This is a genomic window from Duganella sp. HH101, from assembly GCF_001758795.1.
Taxonomy (GTDB): Bacteria; Pseudomonadota; Gammaproteobacteria; order Burkholderiales; family Burkholderiaceae_D; genus Rugamonas; species Rugamonas rivuli.
Genome location: NZ_LRON01000019.1, coordinates 31,065 through 48,108, shown reverse-complemented (window position 1 = coordinate 48,108; position 17,044 = coordinate 31,065). Strand labels below are relative to the sequence as shown.

Annotated in this window: 17 protein-coding genes and 1 pseudogene; 11 read left to right on the top strand and 7 right to left on the bottom strand. The window is 66.9% G+C overall.

Annotation, left to right across the window (positions count from 1 at the left end; translation table 11 throughout):
* Positions 1-13 precede the first annotated feature (13 nt).
* Positions 14-3,334, bottom strand: coding sequence for a penicillin-binding transpeptidase domain-containing protein (locus DUGA2_RS24725; protein WP_070272079.1), 3,321 nt, complete (start codon positions 3,332-3,334; stop codon positions 14-16).
* A gap of 223 nt (positions 3,335-3,557) precedes the next feature.
* On the opposite strand from DUGA2_RS24725, the gene DUGA2_RS24720 reads away from it, so the two are divergent.
* The 5 genes and pseudogenes from DUGA2_RS24720 to DUGA2_RS24705 all read left to right on the top strand — a co-directional run bounded on the left by DUGA2_RS24720 (position 3,558) and on the right by DUGA2_RS24705 (position 6,060).
* Entirely contained in the window at positions 3,558-3,815 is a 258-nt protein-coding gene (locus tag DUGA2_RS24720; protein WP_008447741.1) for a hypothetical protein, read from the top strand.
* A 253-nt stretch (positions 3,816-4,068) separates the two neighbouring features.
* A pseudogene (locus DUGA2_RS35035) lies at positions 4,069-4,287 on the top strand (hypothetical protein); the annotation flags it as partial.
* Positions 4,288-4,386: 99 nt separating this feature from the next.
* The gene (locus tag DUGA2_RS34585; RefSeq protein WP_373994845.1) at positions 4,387-4,821 is read left to right on the top strand and encodes a hypothetical protein; all 435 of its coding nucleotides are present in this window, start codon (positions 4,387-4,389) and stop codon (positions 4,819-4,821) included.
* Positions 4,821-5,519: a ribonuclease HI family protein gene (locus tag DUGA2_RS24710; RefSeq protein ID WP_070272077.1), complete on the top strand. Its 699-nt coding sequence runs from the start codon at positions 4,821-4,823 to the stop codon at positions 5,517-5,519. The genes DUGA2_RS34585 and DUGA2_RS24710 overlap by 1 nt, the downstream gene beginning before the upstream one ends.
* Before the next feature lie 55 nt (positions 5,520-5,574).
* A complete protein-coding gene (locus DUGA2_RS24705; protein WP_070272076.1) occupies positions 5,575-6,060 on the top strand; it encodes a hypothetical protein in 486 nt (161 codons plus the stop codon).
* Positions 6,061-6,087: 27 nt separating this feature from the next.
* Here the strand turns inward: DUGA2_RS24705 and DUGA2_RS24700 are convergent, their stop codons facing one another.
* The 3 genes from DUGA2_RS24700 to DUGA2_RS24690 all read right to left on the bottom strand — a co-directional run bounded on the left by DUGA2_RS24700 (position 6,088) and on the right by DUGA2_RS24690 (position 8,631).
* Positions 6,088-7,725, bottom strand: a complete 1,638-nt coding sequence (locus tag DUGA2_RS24700) for a methyl-accepting chemotaxis protein (protein ID WP_070272075.1) — start codon at positions 7,723-7,725, stop codon at positions 6,088-6,090.
* Positions 7,725-8,219, bottom strand: coding sequence for a chemotaxis protein CheW (locus DUGA2_RS24695; RefSeq protein WP_051077248.1), 495 nt, complete (start codon positions 8,217-8,219; stop codon positions 7,725-7,727). Before DUGA2_RS24695 ends, DUGA2_RS24700 begins: the two co-directional genes overlap by 1 nt.
* A 94-nt stretch (positions 8,220-8,313) precedes the next feature.
* Entirely contained in the window at positions 8,314-8,631 is a 318-nt protein-coding gene (locus DUGA2_RS24690; protein ID WP_070272074.1) for a hypothetical protein, read from the bottom strand.
* Between the two features lie 159 nt (positions 8,632-8,790).
* Here DUGA2_RS24690 and DUGA2_RS24685 point away from each other — a divergent pair, with 159 nt between their 5' ends.
* From DUGA2_RS24685 to DUGA2_RS24675, 3 genes are read left to right on the top strand one after another with little or no spacing between them, the layout of a single operon-like run.
* Positions 8,791-9,450 (top strand): HD domain-containing protein, encoded by a 660-nt coding sequence (locus DUGA2_RS24685; protein ID WP_070272073.1) that lies wholly within the window; start codon positions 8,791-8,793, stop codon positions 9,448-9,450.
* Positions 9,451-9,469: 19 nt separating this feature from the next.
* Positions 9,470-10,738: a TCR/Tet family MFS transporter gene (locus DUGA2_RS24680; protein ID WP_070272072.1), complete on the top strand. Its 1,269-nt coding sequence runs from the start codon at positions 9,470-9,472 to the stop codon at positions 10,736-10,738.
* Positions 10,735-11,535 carry an ABC transporter substrate-binding protein gene (locus DUGA2_RS24675; protein ID WP_070272071.1) on the top strand — a complete coding sequence of 267 codons (801 nt, stop codon included), beginning with the start codon at positions 10,735-10,737 and terminating at the stop codon, positions 11,533-11,535. Before DUGA2_RS24680 ends, DUGA2_RS24675 begins: the two co-directional genes overlap by 4 nt.
* A 7-nt stretch (positions 11,536-11,542) precedes the next feature.
* Here the strand turns inward: DUGA2_RS24675 and DUGA2_RS24670 are convergent, their stop codons facing one another.
* Positions 11,543-13,456, bottom strand: coding sequence for a CocE/NonD family hydrolase (locus DUGA2_RS24670; protein WP_070272070.1), 1,914 nt, complete (start codon positions 13,454-13,456; stop codon positions 11,543-11,545).
* A gap of 56 nt (positions 13,457-13,512) precedes the next feature.
* Positions 13,513-13,764, bottom strand: coding sequence for a hypothetical protein (locus tag DUGA2_RS24665; protein ID WP_141753371.1), 252 nt, complete (start codon positions 13,762-13,764; stop codon positions 13,513-13,515).
* Positions 13,765-14,044: 280 nt separating this feature from the next.
* Here DUGA2_RS24665 and trpS point away from each other — a divergent pair, with 280 nt between their 5' ends.
* From trpS to DUGA2_RS24650, 3 genes are read left to right on the top strand one after another with little or no spacing between them, the layout of a single operon-like run.
* Complete coding sequence (gene trpS, locus DUGA2_RS24660) at positions 14,045-15,097, top strand: tryptophan--tRNA ligase (RefSeq protein ID WP_070272068.1); 1,053 nt, start codon at positions 14,045-14,047, stop codon at positions 15,095-15,097.
* A gap of 5 nt (positions 15,098-15,102) precedes the next feature.
* Complete coding sequence (locus DUGA2_RS24655; protein WP_070272067.1) at positions 15,103-15,411, top strand: DUF1294 domain-containing protein; 309 nt, start codon at positions 15,103-15,105, stop codon at positions 15,409-15,411.
* Positions 15,412-15,422: 11 nt separating this feature from the next.
* Entirely contained in the window at positions 15,423-16,385 is a 963-nt protein-coding gene (locus tag DUGA2_RS24650) for a DMT family transporter (protein WP_070272066.1), read from the top strand.
* Here the strand turns inward: DUGA2_RS24650 and DUGA2_RS24645 are convergent.
* A complete protein-coding gene (locus tag DUGA2_RS24645; protein WP_070272065.1) occupies positions 16,382-17,011 on the bottom strand; it encodes an FMN-binding negative transcriptional regulator in 630 nt (209 codons plus the stop codon). The two genes, DUGA2_RS24650 and DUGA2_RS24645, sit on opposite strands and share 4 nt — an antisense overlap.
* Positions 17,012-17,044: the final 33 nt, after the last annotated feature.

Sequence of the window (17,044 nt, the reverse complement as noted above, 5' to 3'; positions counted from 1 at the left end):
CCCGTTTACAAGGCTATTTCCCCTTCTGTTCGCGGTTCTGCGACGCCAGCGTGGACAGCACCGCCGCCAGCACCGGCGCCGCATGTTCGCCGCCGGTGACGCCCGAGTGGCTGACGAAGGCCGCCATCGCCAGCCGGTGCGTCTGGCCGGGCAGGCTGCCCGGCTCCAGCCAGCCGGTGAACCAGACCGTGGCCGTGTCGTCGCCGCTAGGCGCGGTGCCGGTCTTGCCGTACAGGCCGGGCCGCACGCCCGCCAGCGCTGCGCCGCCGAATGCGCCGGCGCCGGTGCCGACATCGATCACGCCTTTCATGCCGGCGCGGATGCGGTCCAGGCGGATGCCTACCGGCTTCATCTCCGGCACCACGCTGTCGCTGCGGCCCAGCGACAGCAGCAAGCGCGGCGCCACCACCTTGCCCTGCCCGACCGCGGCGGCGGCCAGCGCCATTTGCAGCGGCGTCACCTGCATGCGCAGGCCAATCGACATCTGGCGCAGTTCGTGGCGCGTGTGGATCGGGTCGATATGGGCCGGCGTCGCTTGCAGCGCGTCCCAGCTGCGCCAGTTGAAATCGGCCGGCAGCAGGCCGCCGTCCAGGCGCAGCGTCTGTTCGAAGCCCAGGCGATGCGCGGCCGCGACGATGGGGCGCACAGAGTCCAGTGCGTCGGCGTCGAGCGCCTGCAGATCGGGAGCGCCGCCGTCGGCGCGGCCGAACAGGCTATGGTCGCTCAATTCGCCGGACCAGGCGAACCAGGTATTGAGGCTGTAGGTCAGCGCCTGCGCCAATCCAAGCCGCCCCTCCTGCGCGCGGCGGTCCAGGCTTTGCTCGTGGTAGTTGGTGATGTGGGCCAGGCGCGGGTTGAGCGGATAGCTGGCGGCGTCGGTCTGGAAGCCGAAGCCGCGCTGCTGCGCCAGGCGGTTGATGGCGGGCAGCGGCATGCCGCCCAACAGCGCGTCGATTTGCGGATCGCTCCTGGCGGCCAGCTCCAGGCCCAGCGCGCTGACCACCTTGAAGGTCGAGCCGGGGCTTTGATGCGCGCCGCCATCGTGCTGCAAGGCGGGCAGGCGCAGCGGGCTACGCGCGGGACTGGTGCGGTCGAAGTCGCGCACCTCGGCCCAGTTGGCGGCGCTGACTTCGCCCGTCCCGGCGCCGGCGGCGGCCAGCACGTCGCCGGTTTCGGTGTCGAGTATGACCAGGCCCGCGTGGCGTCCTTCCGGCGCGGGCTGCGCGCCGTTGCAGGCCTTGCCGTCCCAGCGGCCGCGATGCATGCCGACACAGTCCAGCACCCGCTGGCTCAGCGCTTGCAGCGGCAGGTCCAGCGTCAGGCGCGCGCCGACCGCCGCGCCGGATGCGCGCGAGACGGTGACATCGGATGCCGGCAGGCGGGCCAGCATGCCGGCCACGCTGTTGGCGTGATCGGCGCTGACGCCGAGCAGCGGCGCCAGGCCAGCGCCGATGGCTGGCTGGGTCGGCGCTCCGTCGGCCCACAGCAGCGTACCGTTGCGGTCCTCCAGCTGCACCGGCGACGGCGCGGCGGGACGCGGCATGCCGGGTGCGGCATCGCCGGAGACGGGCGACAGCGCCTGCCACACCAGCCGGCCGCCGGCGACGCGCAGGTGGCGGTACTTCTGGTCTTCCGGCGCATGGAAGTCCAGCGGCTGCACGATGAGCTGTACGGCATGCGCGCCGGCATGCAGCGTCAGCGCAATCTGCTGGACATCCGCGTCGTTGGCACAGGCGCGGCCGGTGCATGCCGGCGTCAGTTGCGCGCTGGCGCCGACGGTGCCGGTGACGCGGCCTGCCAGCAGCATCCGCACCACTTCGCCACCGGCGGCGGCACGCGGCAGCGTGAGGCTGAGGCGCACCACGGGACGGGCGCCCGACACCTCGCCCGCCTGCGGCCAGCGCGCCACGCGCGTCCACGGCTGCCAGCCCTGCGGCAGCGATGCGAACAGGCGCGATGCGGCGACCGGCATCTGGCTGGTGGTGGCGACCATCACCGGTGCGCTGTCCGACGCGGCGTCGCTGCCGGCGGTTGCGCTCCAGTCCATGACCATGCCTGGCGGCGCCTTCACGCGCCAGGCCAGCAGGCGGCGCTCGCTGTTGTAGATGTCGATCTGCTGGCGGACGTAGGCGCCGTCGGCCTGGTAGTACAGGCGCTTGAAGAGTTTGTGCGTGGCGGCGCCGGGCTTGACCTGCTTCCAGCTGTCCAATTCGGCCACGCGCTCGGTGGCGCCGGCCGCCTGCCATTGCGGCAGGTCGCGCGGGGCCAGCTCGATCGCGCCGGCGGCGTTCAGGCGGATCAGGCCCTGTGCTTGCAGCGCGTCGAACAGCGACTGGTCTTCCAGCGCCGCCGGCGCTGCCGCCGGCACCTGGTAGGTACCCGCCGCCAGATTAGCGCCAACCGCGCGGCCGCGTGCCGGAAAGGCCACCACCAGCGCGCTCGCCGGCGCCACGGACGATGCCTCGCTCTGCGGCGCCAGGCGATACATCTGCACCACCAGCTCGCCGGCCTGCGGACACATGGCGTTGGAACGCCGCTCGATGCGCAGCGCGGACGCGGCGCCCCACAGCAGCCATCCCTGCTGCCGCAGCGCCACCTGGCCGCTGGCGCCCTGCTCAACCTGGCCGAAGCTGGCGTCGCTGATCCAGCGCGTGCCCGCCTGCGCGCTGCGCCAGCTCAGTCGCAAAGGCTCGCCGAGCGGATCGACGAAGTCGGCGCGGGCCGTGCCTTCGATTTGTATTTCGGGGACGGCATCCGCACCGGCGCCGCTGTCGGCCACCAGCAGCACGTTGCGCAGCGAGATCTGGACGTCCGATTCCTCGTTGCGCTTGACCCAGCGCTTGACATCGTCGAACCGGTAGCCCAGCCGCAGAGGCAGCAGCCTGGCATCGGTTGGGCTGCGCATCTGGGTGCACAGGTCCACGCGGACCGGTGGCGCGGCCTGCATGCCGGCGGCCACCAGCAAGGCGCCGCCGGCGTGGATGCTGGTGCCGATTCCCGCTTGCGTCGGCACCGTGAAGGCGGCTCCGGGCAACGCAGATTGGAAGGCGTAGGCGGCGCGCACGCTGTTGACCGCTTGCGGCGTGCTGACCGTCGCTGCGGCCAGGTGGCGTGCGTGGCCGGCAATCAGCGCGCCACCGCCAGCCAGCACGCAAACGGCGGCGACCGCGACCCACATGGTGCGCTGTCGCCTCGCCGGCTGTGCCGCACGCGGGGACGGCACCAAGCGCATCGCGGGACGGCCACCCATGCCGGCACGCAGATTGGCCTGCCGGCGGCGTGCGCGGCGGCGCTCGGCCCAGGCTTGCAGGATGGTGGTGATATATCGCGGCATAAGCCCCTCGCGCTGGTGGACGGTATCTGCCCAGCCTTAGCGGAGGGCCCGGGAAAACCCGGCCGCAGCGGCATTCCATGGCCTAAAAGATATCGCCTTATCGCGTTTATCTGCATTTCGGACCGCCAAAAACGCACCTCGTCGCAATCCCGTGGCGGCTGGACGGGCCTTTGCATAAAGTGAGCACATCGAAACACACTTTTAACCACCGAAAGGAAGCAAAATGAACGTCCTGAAAAACTTCGAAGCCCTGTTTGTCGTGACCCTGGGCCTGGCCTGTGCCGCCAACTACGTCCTCGACGACACCACTGCAACGCCAGCGCCGGTGCAAGCCAGCTACACCGCACCCGCTGCCGCCAAAGGGATGCAAGTCGTGGTCGTCGCCGCGAAACGCCTGACCGCCGAACAGAAAAAACAGTCGCTGCTCGACGAAAGCAAATCCGTGCTGGCCGCCGACACCACCACTGCGAGCAAAATTTGAACGCCCGAGACCACTTCGCCTGGACGCGCCACCACCCTGCCGCGTAACAGGCGAAGCCTTACCCCGCTTCGCGCCGTTTCAGACACTACCCGCAGTTCCTCCCCCTCGGCAGTCCCTCTGTGCGCCATCGCACACAACTCCACACAGCTTTGTGTCAGATGTAAAAAGTTGCATCTCCGGGAGCCAGCCCCCGCGCCGCTTGCTATAGTTCGTTTCAAGCGTTGAAGCAGAACGCGCAAACGGAGAACACATCATGATCAAGCGCTCGCACAACATTTACGCTGCCGCCATGCTCGCCTTGAGCGCAGCAGCTTTCGCTCCAGCCATCGCGTCCGCACAAGTCGGCGTCAGCGTCGTGATCGGCAACGCCCCACCGCCTGCGCGTTTCGAAAGCATCCCGGCGCCGCGCCGCGGCTACGTCTGGGCGCCTGGCTACTGGAACTGGGATGGGCATCGCCACGTCTGGCTGGCCGGCCGCTGGGAAAACGAACGCCGCGGCGCCGAGTATCGCCGCGCCGAATGGATACGTGAAGGCGGCAACTGGCGCCTGGATCCGGGCGGCTGGGTAACGGTGAGTTCCGGTCCAACGCGGGTCGACTACGTGACCGTCGCGCCACCGCCGCCGCGCTATGAAGCGGTGCCTGGGCCGCGTGCCGGCTACGTCTGGGCTCCCGGCTACTGGGACTGGCGCGGCAACCGCCACGAATGGATAGGCGGCAGCTGGGTTTCGGCGCGGCCGGGCTATGTGTACGCACAACCGCACTGGGTGCAGCGCGACGGCCGCTGGCTGCGCGAGGAAGCCCGCTGGGAGCGCGGCCCGTACGGCGACCGCGATCATGACGGCATCCCCAACCGCTACGACCGTCACGACAACCGGGGCGAGCATGGACGCGGCCATGGCGACCGCGATCACGACGGCATCCCGAACCGCTACGACCGCGATCGCGACGGCGACGGTGTACCCAACCGCTACGACCGCCGTCCGGACAACCCGCGCCGCGATTGATGAACGACCTTGAATTCGAAGTATTGGCCACGGCCGCCTACAAAGGCGAGCGCGTGGCCGCTCGTCGTCTGGCCGCGCGTTCGAATGTGAGCGAGGCGGCCGCGCTGCATCAGGTGCTGCTGCAGGCGGCCGGCGCGCAGGGCTTGCCGCAGCTGCTGGCCGAGCGCGACGCGCTGCGTCTGCGCGACGAGCAACGGCGTTCGGCAAGGATCGCTGAGAAGGCGCGCTTGCTGGCACAGCGGACGGCGCGCATGCAGCCTGCCGCCGATGGCTGGCGCGGCTGGTTCGATGGTTCCGCGCATCCGAATCCGGGGCAGATAGGCATAGGCGCGCTGCTGTGCGGACCTGGCGGCGAGCGGCTGGAGATCAGCCGCCGCGCCGGTTACGGCAACAGCGGCGAGGCTGAGTACCTGGCGTTGACGGCCTTGCTGGAAGCGGCCGGAGAACTGGGCGCCACCGGCTTGGTGGTGCATGGCGACAGCCAGGTCGTGGTCAACGATGTAAATTTGAGCGAGCAGGCAGTGGCGGCCGGCAGCGGCGCGAAAGGCCTGGAGGCGCATCGGCAGCGCGTGATGGCGTTGATGGCGCCACTGGGCGCGGTCAGCCTGCGCTGGGTGCCGCGCCACCGCAATGGCGACGCGGACCGCTTGTCGCAACAGGCGATAGACCGGACTCCGATGGCGCGCGGGGGCGAATAATCAGCGTCGCGCGGCCGCATGTTCGGCGGCCATGACCAAGGCCATCGAGTGCTGATTGGAAGACCCGGCCAGATTCGTGCCCGGCGCAGACCCCGAGAGCCTGCACGGCTATCAATGGAAAACGCTGTTCCTGCCCGAGGGAACGATTCTGAAATCGTGGAGCTACGGCGAAAACAACTACGCGCGCGTTCAGGGCGACCAGATCATCCACAACGGCCGCGCCGTCTCGCCGAACCAGTTCGCGCAATCGTTCGCGCGCTCGACGCGCAATGCGTGGCAGGATTTATTCATCCGCCGCCCGGGCGACAAGACCTTCAAAATAGCGTGCCGATTGCGGGACGAGCTGATCGCAGCGTCGAAGACGCCGGCGCCTGCGCCTGCCGCAATCCCGCCGTTGCCCGTGGCATCAGAGCGGGCGTTACCCGTGCCTCAGGCTCCGCAGCCCGCCAGCGCAACACTGCGCAACACCGACTGCGAACCCGGCTGGGATTTACCTGAGCGCAGAAAATTCCGCTACCGGCTGGAAGACGTTGCTTTCTAGTTCAGTAGCAAAGGTGGCTGCGCGGACTCAGGCGCGGCTGGTCAGGCGCAGCGCCGGCGATACGGAAGCAGCGCGCGCAGCCTTGGCACGCGAACGCGACGACGAGACCGACGAAGAACCATCCACCTTGAACACGCTGACCGCCTGCGCCAGCGCCGCAGCCTGCTGCTGCATCGATTCGGCCGCAGCTGCGGCTTCTTCGACCAGCGCAGCGTTCTGCTGCGTCACGCCGTCCATGGCGCCGATGGCTTGATACACCTCGTTGATGCCCGCACTCTGCTCGGTGCTGGCCGCTGTGATCTCGGTGATGATGTCGCTGACGCGATGCACGCTGCTGACAATTTCATCCATCGTCAACCCGGCATCGGCCACCAGCTTGCTGCCCTGGTTGACCTTCTCGACCGAATCGCCGATCAGCGTCTTGATTTCCTTGGCCGCGGACGCCGAGCGCTGCGCCAGGTTGCGCACTTCCGACGCCACGACCGCGAAGCCGCGACCCTGCTCGCCGGCGCGCGCCGCTTCCACCGCCGCATTCAAGGCCAGGATATTGGTCTGGAACGCGATGCCATCAATGACGGCGATGATGTCGACGATCTTGCGCGACGACTGGTTGATCGAGTCCATCGTATCGACCACCTGCGACACCACCTGCCCGCCCTTCACCGCCACCTGCGCGGCCGATGCCGCCAGCTGGTTGGCCTGGCGCGCGTTGTCGGCGTTGTGCTTCACGGTCGACGTCAGTTCCTCCATCGACGACGCGGTTTCCTCCAGCGCGCCGGCTTGCTGCTCGGTGCGGCGCGACAGATCCTGGTTGCCGGCCGCGATCTCGCTGGACGAGGTGGTGATATGGTCGGTGCCGCTGCGCACCTCGGTGACGATGCCCAGCAGGCTGGCGTTCATCTCCTTCAGCGCCGACAGCAGCTGGCCCGTTTCGTCGCGGGCGCTGTCGTCGATATGGCCGGTCAGGTCGCCGCCGGCGACGCGGCGCGCAGCCGTCACCGCCTGCTGCAGCGGGCCGGTGATGCCGGTGGTCAGCAGCCACGAACTGACGGCGCCGAACGCCAGCACCAGCAAGGCCAGCACGTACAGCAGGTTGCGGCTGCTGGCCGCCACTTCATCGATGTGGACCGCGGTGGCGTCGATCTTCGCGCGCTGCATCTTCAGCAGCTCCTGCATCAGCGTCTGGTAGCTGGTCGAGCCTGGGCGGAACACATTGGTGAACACCTTCTCGGCTTCATCCAGCTCGCCGGCGGCCTTCAGCTTGGCCACCTGGTCGCGCGAGGACAGGTAGATCTTGCGCTGCTCGCCGATGCGGCCGAACAGTTCCTTCTCGTCGGCGTCGACGATCAGCGCTTCCACCTTCTTTTGATATTCGGCCGAGGTGGCCGACGAGGCTTTCGATTCCTCGGCAAAGAATGCCGCCAGCGACTGGTCGCTGCTGCGGGCGATGGCGGTGGTGCGGCGGATAGCGCTATCAATCTTGCTGGACCAGTCGGAGATCATGCGCTCCTTGGCCAGCGGCACCTGCATCATGTCGCGCGTGGCCGAGGCCACGCCCTGCAGCCGCCACACGCTGATGCCGGTGATCAGCATGGCGAACGCCAGGATGATGGTGAAGCCCAGGGCCAGGCGCTTGCCGATACTGATGTTGGCCAGCATCGTCATCACGCCGCCAGCGCTGTGTTTTCGATCAGCCCCATATCGGCGCTGGACATCAGCTTGTCGATATCGATCAGGATCAGCATGCGCTCATCCAGCGTGCCCAGGCCGACGATGTGGTCGGTGTTCACCACCGAACCGATTTCCGGCGCCGGCTTGACCTGCTCGGGCGTGAGCGTGGTCACGTCGGAGACGCGGTCCACCACCATGCCCACCACGCGGTGGCCGATGTTGAGGATGATGACGACGGTGAACTGGTCGTACGACGGCGTGCCCAGGCTGAACTTGATGCGCATGTCGACGATCGGCACGATGATGCCGCGCAGGTTGACCACGCCCTTGACGAAGTCCGGCGCGTTGGCGATGCGGGTGGGGGTTTCGTAGCTGCGGATCTCGGCTACTTTTTGTATATCAATGCCGTACTCTTCCTGGCCCAGTGTGAAGGCCAAATACTCGCCGGCGGGGGTCGTTGCGTGCAGTTCGCTTACATTACCAGACATGGTGGTTTCCTTCATTGCTAAAGTGACTGGGCGCAATGTTACCTCAAGTCAAGTAATTGCGCACCAAATAAATGCACTAGAGCAATAAATAGACTTACCGCAATTTCCACCTTGGTTTTTCGATCATCAGGCCGGCCTGCGCGGGCAGCGGCCGCAGGACGGTGGTCAGCACGCCACGCGGCGTCAGCGCCTGGCGGGCGGCGTCCCGGGCCGCATCCATCTCCGGCAGCAGCCGCCTGGCGGGCGGCGCGGAGGCGGCGGACGCGCCGGCGGCGGCCGGGCGGCCGGGCTGGCGATTGTCTTCGCCCTTGATCTGGAAGTGCGGCGCGACGGTCGGCGTGTCGTCCAGCGCCAGCGCGGGCGCGCTGGCCAGGGCCAGCCACATCGGTGCAAACGCCAGCAAGTTACGCATCACATCGCCTGTTATTGTCAAATATGGTTGTATATTAAACAATCTCATCGTACTTGGCAAGCAAACAATTTTTTATCCCCATTAAGTTCCACTGCACAAGGGCTGAATCAGGCTGTATGATCTTCCAAAAACAGAACGTCCAAACATCACGGGAGACCGATGAATAGCTTGCTCAACAGCTGGCACCCGCGCCTGGTCGGCCTGGCCAGTGCCGCCACCGATGCCGACGGCGCCCACGACACCAACCACCTGCACCGGGTCTGGCGCAACGCCGCCCTGCTGCTGGACGACTATCCCGAGGCCGACGCGCTGGTCGTGCTGGCCGGCTGCTACCTGCACGACCTGGTCAACCTGCCCAAGAACCATCCCGAGCGCCATCTGGCCTCGCGCAAGGCGGCGCTGCTGGCCAGCCGCCAGTTGGCCGAACTCGATTTCCCGCCCAACAAACTGGCCGCCGTCGCCCACGCGATCGAAAGCCACAGCTTTTCCGCCGCCATCCGCCCCGAGACCATCGAAGCCAAGATCGTCCAGGATGCCGACCGCCTCGACGCGCTGGGCGCGGTCGGACTGGCGCGCCTGTTCTACACGGCCGGCCGCATGGGCACCGGGCTGGCGCATGCCGACGATCCGATGGCGCTGCACCGCGAGCTCGATGAGAAAGCCTACGCGCTCGACCATATCGACACCAAACTGGCCACCCTGCCAGGCAAGATGCAAACCACGGCCGGGCGCCAGCTGGCGCACACCCGCTTCAACGAACTGACCGCCTTCCGCGACCGTTTCATCGCCGAATGGGCCGCCAGTCCGGCCACGCCCTGACCCTCTGCCCTCCGCGCTCATGACCACACCCGATACCGCGGCATCCGCCGCCCCCGCCGCATTGCCCGCCAGCGCGCCTGGCAACCTGAATTTCGTGCTGATCTGCGTCTTCATCGACATGCTGGGCATCGGCCTGATCGTGCCGGTGCTGCCGATGCTGGTGGGCGAGTTCACCGGCTCGCGCGAGAACCAGGCCCACTGGTTCGGCATCATGAGCGCGGTGTTCGGCCTGATGCAGTTCATCTTCATGCCCATGCTGGGCGCGATCAGCGACCGCATCGGCCGCCGCCCGGTGCTGCTGTATTCGATGGCCGGCATGTGCATCAACTTCCTGACCACCGCCTGGGCGCCCAACCTGGCCTGCCTGTTCATCGGCCGCGTGGTGGGCGGCATGTCATCGGCCAGCATGTCGGTGGCCTCGGCCTATGCGTCGGATATCTCGACGCCGGAAAACCGCGCCAAGAGCTTCGGCAAGGTCGGCGCCGCGTTCGGCCTGGGCTTCATCTGCGGCCCGATGCTGGGCGGCCTGCTGGGCAGCGTCGACCTGCACCTGCCGTTCTACGTGGCCGGCGCGCTGTCGGCGGCCAATTTCATCTACGGTTATTTCGTCGTGCCGGAATCGCTGCCCGCCGGGCGCCGCTCGCCATTCAGCCTGGCCAAGATCAATCCGCTGTCGGCGCTGTTCAAGCTGGCCGGCCGGCGCGACATCCGCGGCCTGGTCATCACCTTCGCGTTGGTGACGTGCGCGCAGATGATGCTGCAGACGACCTGGGTGCTGTACACCCACTTCCGCTTCAACTGGACGCCGGGCCAGAACGGCGCCGCCATGTTCTGCGTCGGCCTGATGGCGGCCGTGGTGCAGGCCGGCCTGCTGGGCATCCTGATCAAGCGCTTCGGCGAAGTGCGGCTGTCGATGATGGGCATGTGCTCCGGCGGCATCGTCTACCTGCTGTACGGCCTGGCCACGCAAGGCTGGATGATGTATGTGCTCATCATCTGCAACGTGCTGTCGTTCGCCATCGGCCCGGCGCTGCAGGCCATCGTCTCCAAATCCACGCCGCCCAACGAACAGGGCGAGTTGATGGGGTCTTTGCAATCGATCAGCAGCCTGGGGGTGATCTTCATGCCGCTGCTGGGCACCGCCATCCTCGGCCAAGTGAGCCACCTGCCGGCCAACGACTGGCGCATCGGCAGCACCTTCTACCTGTGCGCGGTGATGCAGACGATGGCCATCCTGGTGGCGCAGCGCTACTTCAGCCGCCACCACATGCAGGCGGCCAAGCCATGAGAGCGCGCGGCATCGCCCTGTCGATGGCGCTGTGCGCAGCGCAGGCCGCCGCCGCCGACTGTTCGCGCGACATCGCCGTGCCGGTATCGGCCAGCGGCGCCAGCGTGCAGGTGGAAGGCGCGCATATCGGCGGCATCTATCCCGACCTGCTGCGCAGCCTGGGCGCCCGCAACGGCTGCAACTTCGTCTTCAACCTGGTGCCGCGCGCGCGCCAGGTGGCCATGTACAAGGACGGCAAGGCGGACATCCTGGTGCCGGCCTCGCGCACGCCGGCGCGCGACCTGCTGGGCACCTTCGTGCCGATGATAGGCCATCGCGCCATGCTGATTTCCGTGGCCGGCCAACGCGCGCCGATCGCCGACGCCAAGGCCCTGCTGGAACGGCGCGAACTGCGCGTGGCCGTGGTGCGCGGCTTCGACTACGGCGAGCACTATATGGCGCTGATCAACGAGTTGGGCAAACAGGGCCGATTGTTCACCGAGGTCGATGTGGTGGCGGTGGCGCGGCTGCTGCACGCCGGCTCGGCCGACCTGACCATCATGGGGCCGACGCTGATGGCCGGCGCGATCCAGCGCGACCAACGCGTCAAGGGCATGCAGGACAAGCTGCGCATGGAGGCCATCCCCGAGCTGCCGTGGCACGAGAGCGGCGCCTACGTGTCGCGCGCGCTCAAGCCGGAAGACCAGCGGGTGCTGGTCGACATGCTGGAAAAAATCGGCAAGTCCAACCTGGTGATGGAAGGCTACCGCCGCTACTTCCGCGCGGACGTGCTGACCGGCAGCGTGCGTCCGCGCTAAGCCGCGCCTACTTGTTCTCCACCACCGGCAGTTCCAGCGCGCTGCTTTCCGCGCCCGCGTGATACACGCGCAGCGTGGCCTTCTGGTAGTCGGCCGGCTTGGCGTAGAAGATGTTCGGCACATAGGTCTGCGGGTTGCGGTCGTACAGCGGGAACCAGCTGGACTGGATCTGCACCATCACCCGGTGGCCCGGCAGGAACACGTGATTGGCGTTCGGCAGCGCGAAGCGGTACTTCTCCACCGCGTTCGGCACGACGGCCGACGGATGCTCCAGGCTGTTGCGGTAGCGGCCGCGGAAGATATCCATGGCGATGCCCAGCTGGTAGCCGCCCAGCTCCGGCTGCGACGGCACCTCGTCCGGATACACGTCGATCAGCTTGACCACCCAGTCGGCATCGCTGCCGGTGGTCGATGCGTACAGGTTGACCATGGGCGCACCGGCAATCTGCAGGCGCGTCTTCAAAGGCTCGCTGACGTAGCTGAGCACATCGGTGCGGTCGGATACGCCGCGCTGGTCGCTGACCAGCCATGGCCGCCACACATTGCCGTCGTTCATATGCACCGGGCGCGGCACGAAGGGCACGGGCTTGGCCGGGTCGGACACGTATTCGTCGTAGGCGGCGCCGTCCTTCGGCGCGTCGAAGTCGAGCTTGAAGCCGGGCTTCAGGTAGACCGGTTTCAGCGGCGCCGGGCAGCCCTGCTCGCAGGCCAGCGGCCAGCGCGGCAAACGCTGCCAGCGGTTCACGCCGGTCTGGTAGAACAGCACCGGCGGCGTGTCGGCCACCGGCGCGCCATCCTTCAGGTACTGGTCGAGGAAGGGTTGCATGACGTCGCGGCGAAATTCCAGCGCGGTGTCGCCGGTGAACTTCAACACGCCCAGGCTGGAGCCTTCGTAATTGACGCCGCTGTGGCGCCACGGCCCCACCACCAGGAAGTTCTTGTTGTTGGCCGTGTCCTGCGGCTCGACCGCCGAATAGAAGGCGTGGGCGCCGTAGATGTCTTCCTGGTCCCAGTAGCCGACCACGGTCATGGTCGGCACCTTCATCTGGCGCTTGCCGAGGATTTTGTCCAGCGCCTGGTGCTGCCAGTAGCTGTCGTAGGCCGGGTGCTCGAACAGCTTGCGGGTGAAGTTGAGCTGGTCCAGGCCGAACTGTTTGGCGTAGTCGGCGGTGGAGCCGCCGCGCAGCACGCCTTCGTAATCGTCGTAGACGCCGGTGGCCATGGTCTTGCCGCTGCCCTTGGCGGCGGTCTGGCCGGCGATGTAGGCCAGGTTGGGCAGGCGGAAAGCGCCGTTGTGGAACCAGTCGTCGCCGCGCCAGCCGTCGACCATGGGGCTCATCGGCACCGCGACCTTGAGCGCCGGGTGCGGATCGACCAGCGCCATCAGCACGGTGAAGCCTTCGTAGGACGAGCCTATCATGCCGACCTTGCCGTTGCTTTCCGGGACGTTCTTGACCAGCCATTCGATGGTGTCCCAGGCGTCGGTGCTGTGGTCGGTGCGGGTGTCGTTGAGCGGGCCCTTGATCGGGCGGGTCATCACGTAGTCGCCCTCGGAGCCGTATTTGCCGCGCACGTCCTGGAACACGCGGATGTAGCCGTTTTCCATCATCACTTCATCGCCCTGGCCCACCGTGGCCAGCACGCTTGGGCTGACGTTGCGCTGGGCGCGGCCGCTGGCGTTGTACGGCGTGCGGCTGAGCACCATGGGCGCGCGGGCCGCGCCCTTGGGGATGACGATCACGGTGTGCAGCTTGACGCCGTCGCGCATCGGTATCATGACGTCGCGCTTGACGTAGTCGGCGTTGGGGACGGCGGTGTCGAACTTGGCGGGAATGTCCGGCGCCATGGCCGGGGTGAACGTTTGCGCCGTTGCGGCGGAGACCATCAGGGTGGAAAGCACTGCCACTGCGAGTACGCGCATATCTGCTCCGGTAAGGGGTATTGCCAAGGATGGGCAATACTACCTTATCGTTACGATTAATGCATGAGCTTGAAGAGTACGGCGATCACGCCGGTTTGCACCACCACCGCGCCCAAGGTCCATTGCGTGATCCACTGGATCAGTTCGGACTTCAACTGCGCCAGGCGCAGATCGAGATAGTCCCTGGTGACGAGATGGCTGTCCATCAACTGGATCATGGCCGAGGTGAGCGCCTTGGCTTGTTTTTCCGAAAAGCCGCCTTCCGTCAAGGTATCCATAAACGCCACCGAATCGAAATTATTAGGCACGTCAGCCTCCATCAAGTATAAGACCCGGGAGCAGCAAGTCTAGTTCCCAATCCCGCGCGCGGCCTTGCGGCGCCTCACACCTTGACAGACCGCCGCTGAACTGCAACCATACGCGCATGAAATTTTCCACCGCACTTCACGCCTGCCTGATTTGGCGCCGCTCCTAGCGCGCGGCCACTGTCTACCCATAGTGATGTGATATTTTTATCAACGCCGCCCTTTGTCTGGTGGCGTTTTTTATAGTCGTCGCGCCGGACCGGGGCAACGTAAAGGAACCCTGATGAGCCTGACCGAACAGTCCGAAGTAATCGCCACCCCGCCGGCCGCGGCCAAAGGCCCCACCGTGATCCTGACCGGCGACCGCCCGACCGGCCCGCTGCACCTCGGCCACTTCGTCGGCAGCCTGCGCAACCGCGTGGCCTATCAGCACGACTACAAGCAGTTCATCATGCTGGCCGACGCCCAGGCCCTGACCGACAATATGGACGACACCAACAAGGTGCACCGCAACGTGGTGGAAGTGGCGCTGGACTACCTGGCCGTCGGCATCGACCCGGCCAAGTCGACCGTGTTCATCCAGTCGCAGATCCCGGAACTGGCCGAGCTGACCTTCTACTACCTGAACCTGGTGACGGTGGCCCGCCTGGAACGCAACCCGACCGTCAAGACCGAGATCGCGCTGCGCGGCTTCGAGCGCGACATCCCGGCCGGCTTCCTGACCTACCCGGCCTCGCAGGCGGCCGACATCTCCGGCTTCAAGGCGTCCATCGTGCCGGTCGGCGAAGACCAGATCCCGATGATCGAGCAGACCAATGAAATCGTGCGCCGCTTCAACCGCCTGGTCAACAAGGACATCCTGGTCGAGTGCAAGGCGCTGGTGCCGGAAATCGGCCGCCTGCCCGGCACCGACGGCAAGGCCAAGATGAGCAAATCGCTGGGCAACACCATCAACCTGGGCGCCACCGCGGCCGAGATCACCGCCGCCGTGAAAAAGGTTTATACCGATCCGCTGCACCTGCGCGTCGAAGACCCTGGCCACCTGGAGGGCAACGTCGCCTTCATCTACCTGGACGCCTTCGATCCCGAAAAAGACAAGCTGGCCGACATGAAGGCCCACTACGTGCGCGGCGGCCTGGGCGACTCCATCGTCAAGAAGCGCCTCGAAGTGGTGCTGCAGGAAATGCTGGCGCCTATCCGCGCCCGCCGCGAGGAGCTGGCGCAGGACAAGGGCTACATCATGCAGATGCTCAAGCAAGGCACGATGGAAGCGCGCGAAGTGGTGGCCCGCACCGCCGATGAAGTCAAGGCCGCCCTCGGCCTGAGCTACTTCTGAACCCGGTGACGCCGGACGCCCTGCCCTCGCAGCTCGCGCTGCTGTGGCTGGCGGCCGTGTACGGCGTCGCCAGCGTCATCTGCTTCATCGTCTACGCGGTCGACAAGTCGGCCGCCATCCAGGGCCGGCGGCGCACGCCCGAAAGCACGCTGCTGCTGTGGGGCCTGGCCTGCGGCTGGCCCGGCGGCTGGCTGGCGCAGCGCTGGCTGCGCCATAAAACCGTCAAGACCTCATTCCAGATCGCCTACTGGTGCAGCGTCGCGCTGAACCTGGCGGCGCTGGCCGCCGTCTGGTGGCTGTGCACCAATTACTGAGGAACTCCACCATGTGGCATGGCGTGTTGTGCGGATTGCTGGCTGGCGCCATGTGGGGCATGGTGTTCATCGTGCCGGAATTGCTAACGGCGTTCACGCCGCTGGAAATGGCTTGCGGGCGCTACCTCGCCTACGGCCTGATCGCCGCCGGCCTGATGCTGCCGCGCCTGCCCGCGCTGCTGCGCCGCCTCGACCGCGGCGACGTGGTCGCCATGATCAAGCACGCGCTGGCCGGCAACATCGTCTACTACATGCTGCTTGCGCTGGGCGTCAAGTTCGCCGGCGTGGCCGCGACTTCCCTGATCATCGGCGTGCTGCCGATCTCGGTCACGCTGATGGGCCAGAAGGACCACGGCTCGGTGCCGCTCAGGCAGCTGATGCTGCCGCTGCTGCTGGTGGCGGCCGGCATCGCCTGCATCAATCTCGACGTCTTCACCCACGACAGCGGCAACGGCGCGCCGCTGCCGGAAAAAATACTCGGCGTGCTGTGCGCCGCCGGCGCGCTGCTGTGCTGGACCTGGTATTCGGTGGACAACGCCCGCTACCTGAAGCGCAATCCGCACTTCAGCAGCGGCGAGTGGTCGGCCTTGTACGGCGTGTCGAGCGGCTTGATCGCGCTGCTCATCTCGCTGACGGCGCTGGCCTTGTTCCATGCCGACGTGACCGGCGCCGGCGCCGTGGCCAGCGGCCGCGACTGGACACTGTTCTGGATCGTCAACGCCCTGCTGGCCCTGGGCGCGTCGGTGATCGGCAACCACTTGTGGAATATCGCCAGCCGCAAGGTGCCGCTGACCTTGTCCGGCCAGCTGATCCTGTTCGAGACGCTGTTCGCGCTGCTGTACGGATTTATCTACAAGCAGCAGCTGCCGCGCGTGCTGGAGATCGCCGCGATGCTGCTGCTGGTCGCCGGCGTGATGTGGTCGATGCGCGTGCATGCGCTGGACGCGGCCGGCGAGGCCCACGCCGGCGATTAATCGGGCTTGAGGCGTTCGGCCACCAGCTGCGCCATCGGGTGCTGCTGCAAGCCCGCCACCACGCCGCGCTGGTCGGCCGCGTTGCGGTTCTGGCTGACCTTCCATTTGCCCACCAGGCTGTCGATCGGAATCTCGATGCCGATAATGGCTTTCATCGTCGCCGCCATGAAGTCGGCCGGCGCATCGTCCAGCTCCCACGGCTGCGGCAGGCCGCCTTCGTGCGCGGCGGTCAGATGGTCGAGCAGGCGGCGCAGCCAGAACGGTTCGTCCACCACGCGGGCGGCGCCGCGCGCCTGCACCATCGCATAGTCCCAGGTCGGCACCACCTTGTGCGTGGTGCGCTTGGTTTCATACCAGCTCGGGCTGATGTAGGCGTCCGGCCCCTGGAACTGCACCAGGCACTGCGCCCCCGCTTCCAGCCTGCGCCACAGCGGATTGGCGCGCGCCACGTGGGCGCGCAGCACGCCCAGGCCGCTGCTGCCCTCGTCGGCGTACAGCATGAAGGGTATCAGGTCGGCGGTGATGCCGTCGGCGTCGGCCACGATCAGCGTGGCCAGCGGATAGGCGCGCATCAGGCCGTGGCGGACTTCAAGGCGGTCTTCGGCAAAAGCGGGTTGCAGGTACATGGGCGGTGGCGATGGCGTGGATGACCGGGCCAG

Coding starts and splice junctions, on each gene's coding strand:
- DUGA2_RS24675 (WP_070272071.1), top strand. CDS start 10,735: ATGAGAGCGCGCGGCATCGCCCTGTCGATGGCGCTGTGCGCAGCGCAG.
- DUGA2_RS24680 (WP_070272072.1), top strand. CDS start 9,470: ATGACCACACCCGATACCGCGGCATCCGCCGCCCCCGCCGCATTGCCC.
- DUGA2_RS24645 (WP_070272065.1), bottom strand. CDS start 17,011: ATGTACCTGCAACCCGCTTTTGCCGAAGACCGCCTTGAAGTCCGCCAC.
- trpS (WP_070272068.1), top strand. CDS start 14,045: ATGAGCCTGACCGAACAGTCCGAAGTAATCGCCACCCCGCCGGCCGCG.
- DUGA2_RS24710 (WP_070272077.1), top strand. CDS start 4,821: ATGAACGACCTTGAATTCGAAGTATTGGCCACGGCCGCCTACAAAGGC.
- DUGA2_RS24685 (WP_070272073.1), top strand. CDS start 8,791: ATGAATAGCTTGCTCAACAGCTGGCACCCGCGCCTGGTCGGCCTGGCC.
- DUGA2_RS24690 (WP_070272074.1), bottom strand. CDS start 8,631: ATGCGTAACTTGCTGGCGTTTGCACCGATGTGGCTGGCCCTGGCCAGC.
- DUGA2_RS24720 (WP_008447741.1), top strand. CDS start 3,558: ATGAACGTCCTGAAAAACTTCGAAGCCCTGTTTGTCGTGACCCTGGGC.
- DUGA2_RS24725 (WP_070272079.1), bottom strand. CDS start 3,334: ATGCCGCGATATATCACCACCATCCTGCAAGCCTGGGCCGAGCGCCGC.
- DUGA2_RS24670 (WP_070272070.1), bottom strand. CDS start 13,456: ATGCGCGTACTCGCAGTGGCAGTGCTTTCCACCCTGATGGTCTCCGCC.
- DUGA2_RS24650 (WP_070272066.1), top strand. CDS start 15,423: ATGTGGCATGGCGTGTTGTGCGGATTGCTGGCTGGCGCCATGTGGGGC.
- DUGA2_RS24700 (WP_070272075.1), bottom strand. CDS start 7,725: ATGACGATGCTGGCCAACATCAGTATCGGCAAGCGCCTGGCCCTGGGC.
- DUGA2_RS24695 (WP_051077248.1), bottom strand. CDS start 8,219: ATGTCTGGTAATGTAAGCGAACTGCACGCAACGACCCCCGCCGGCGAG.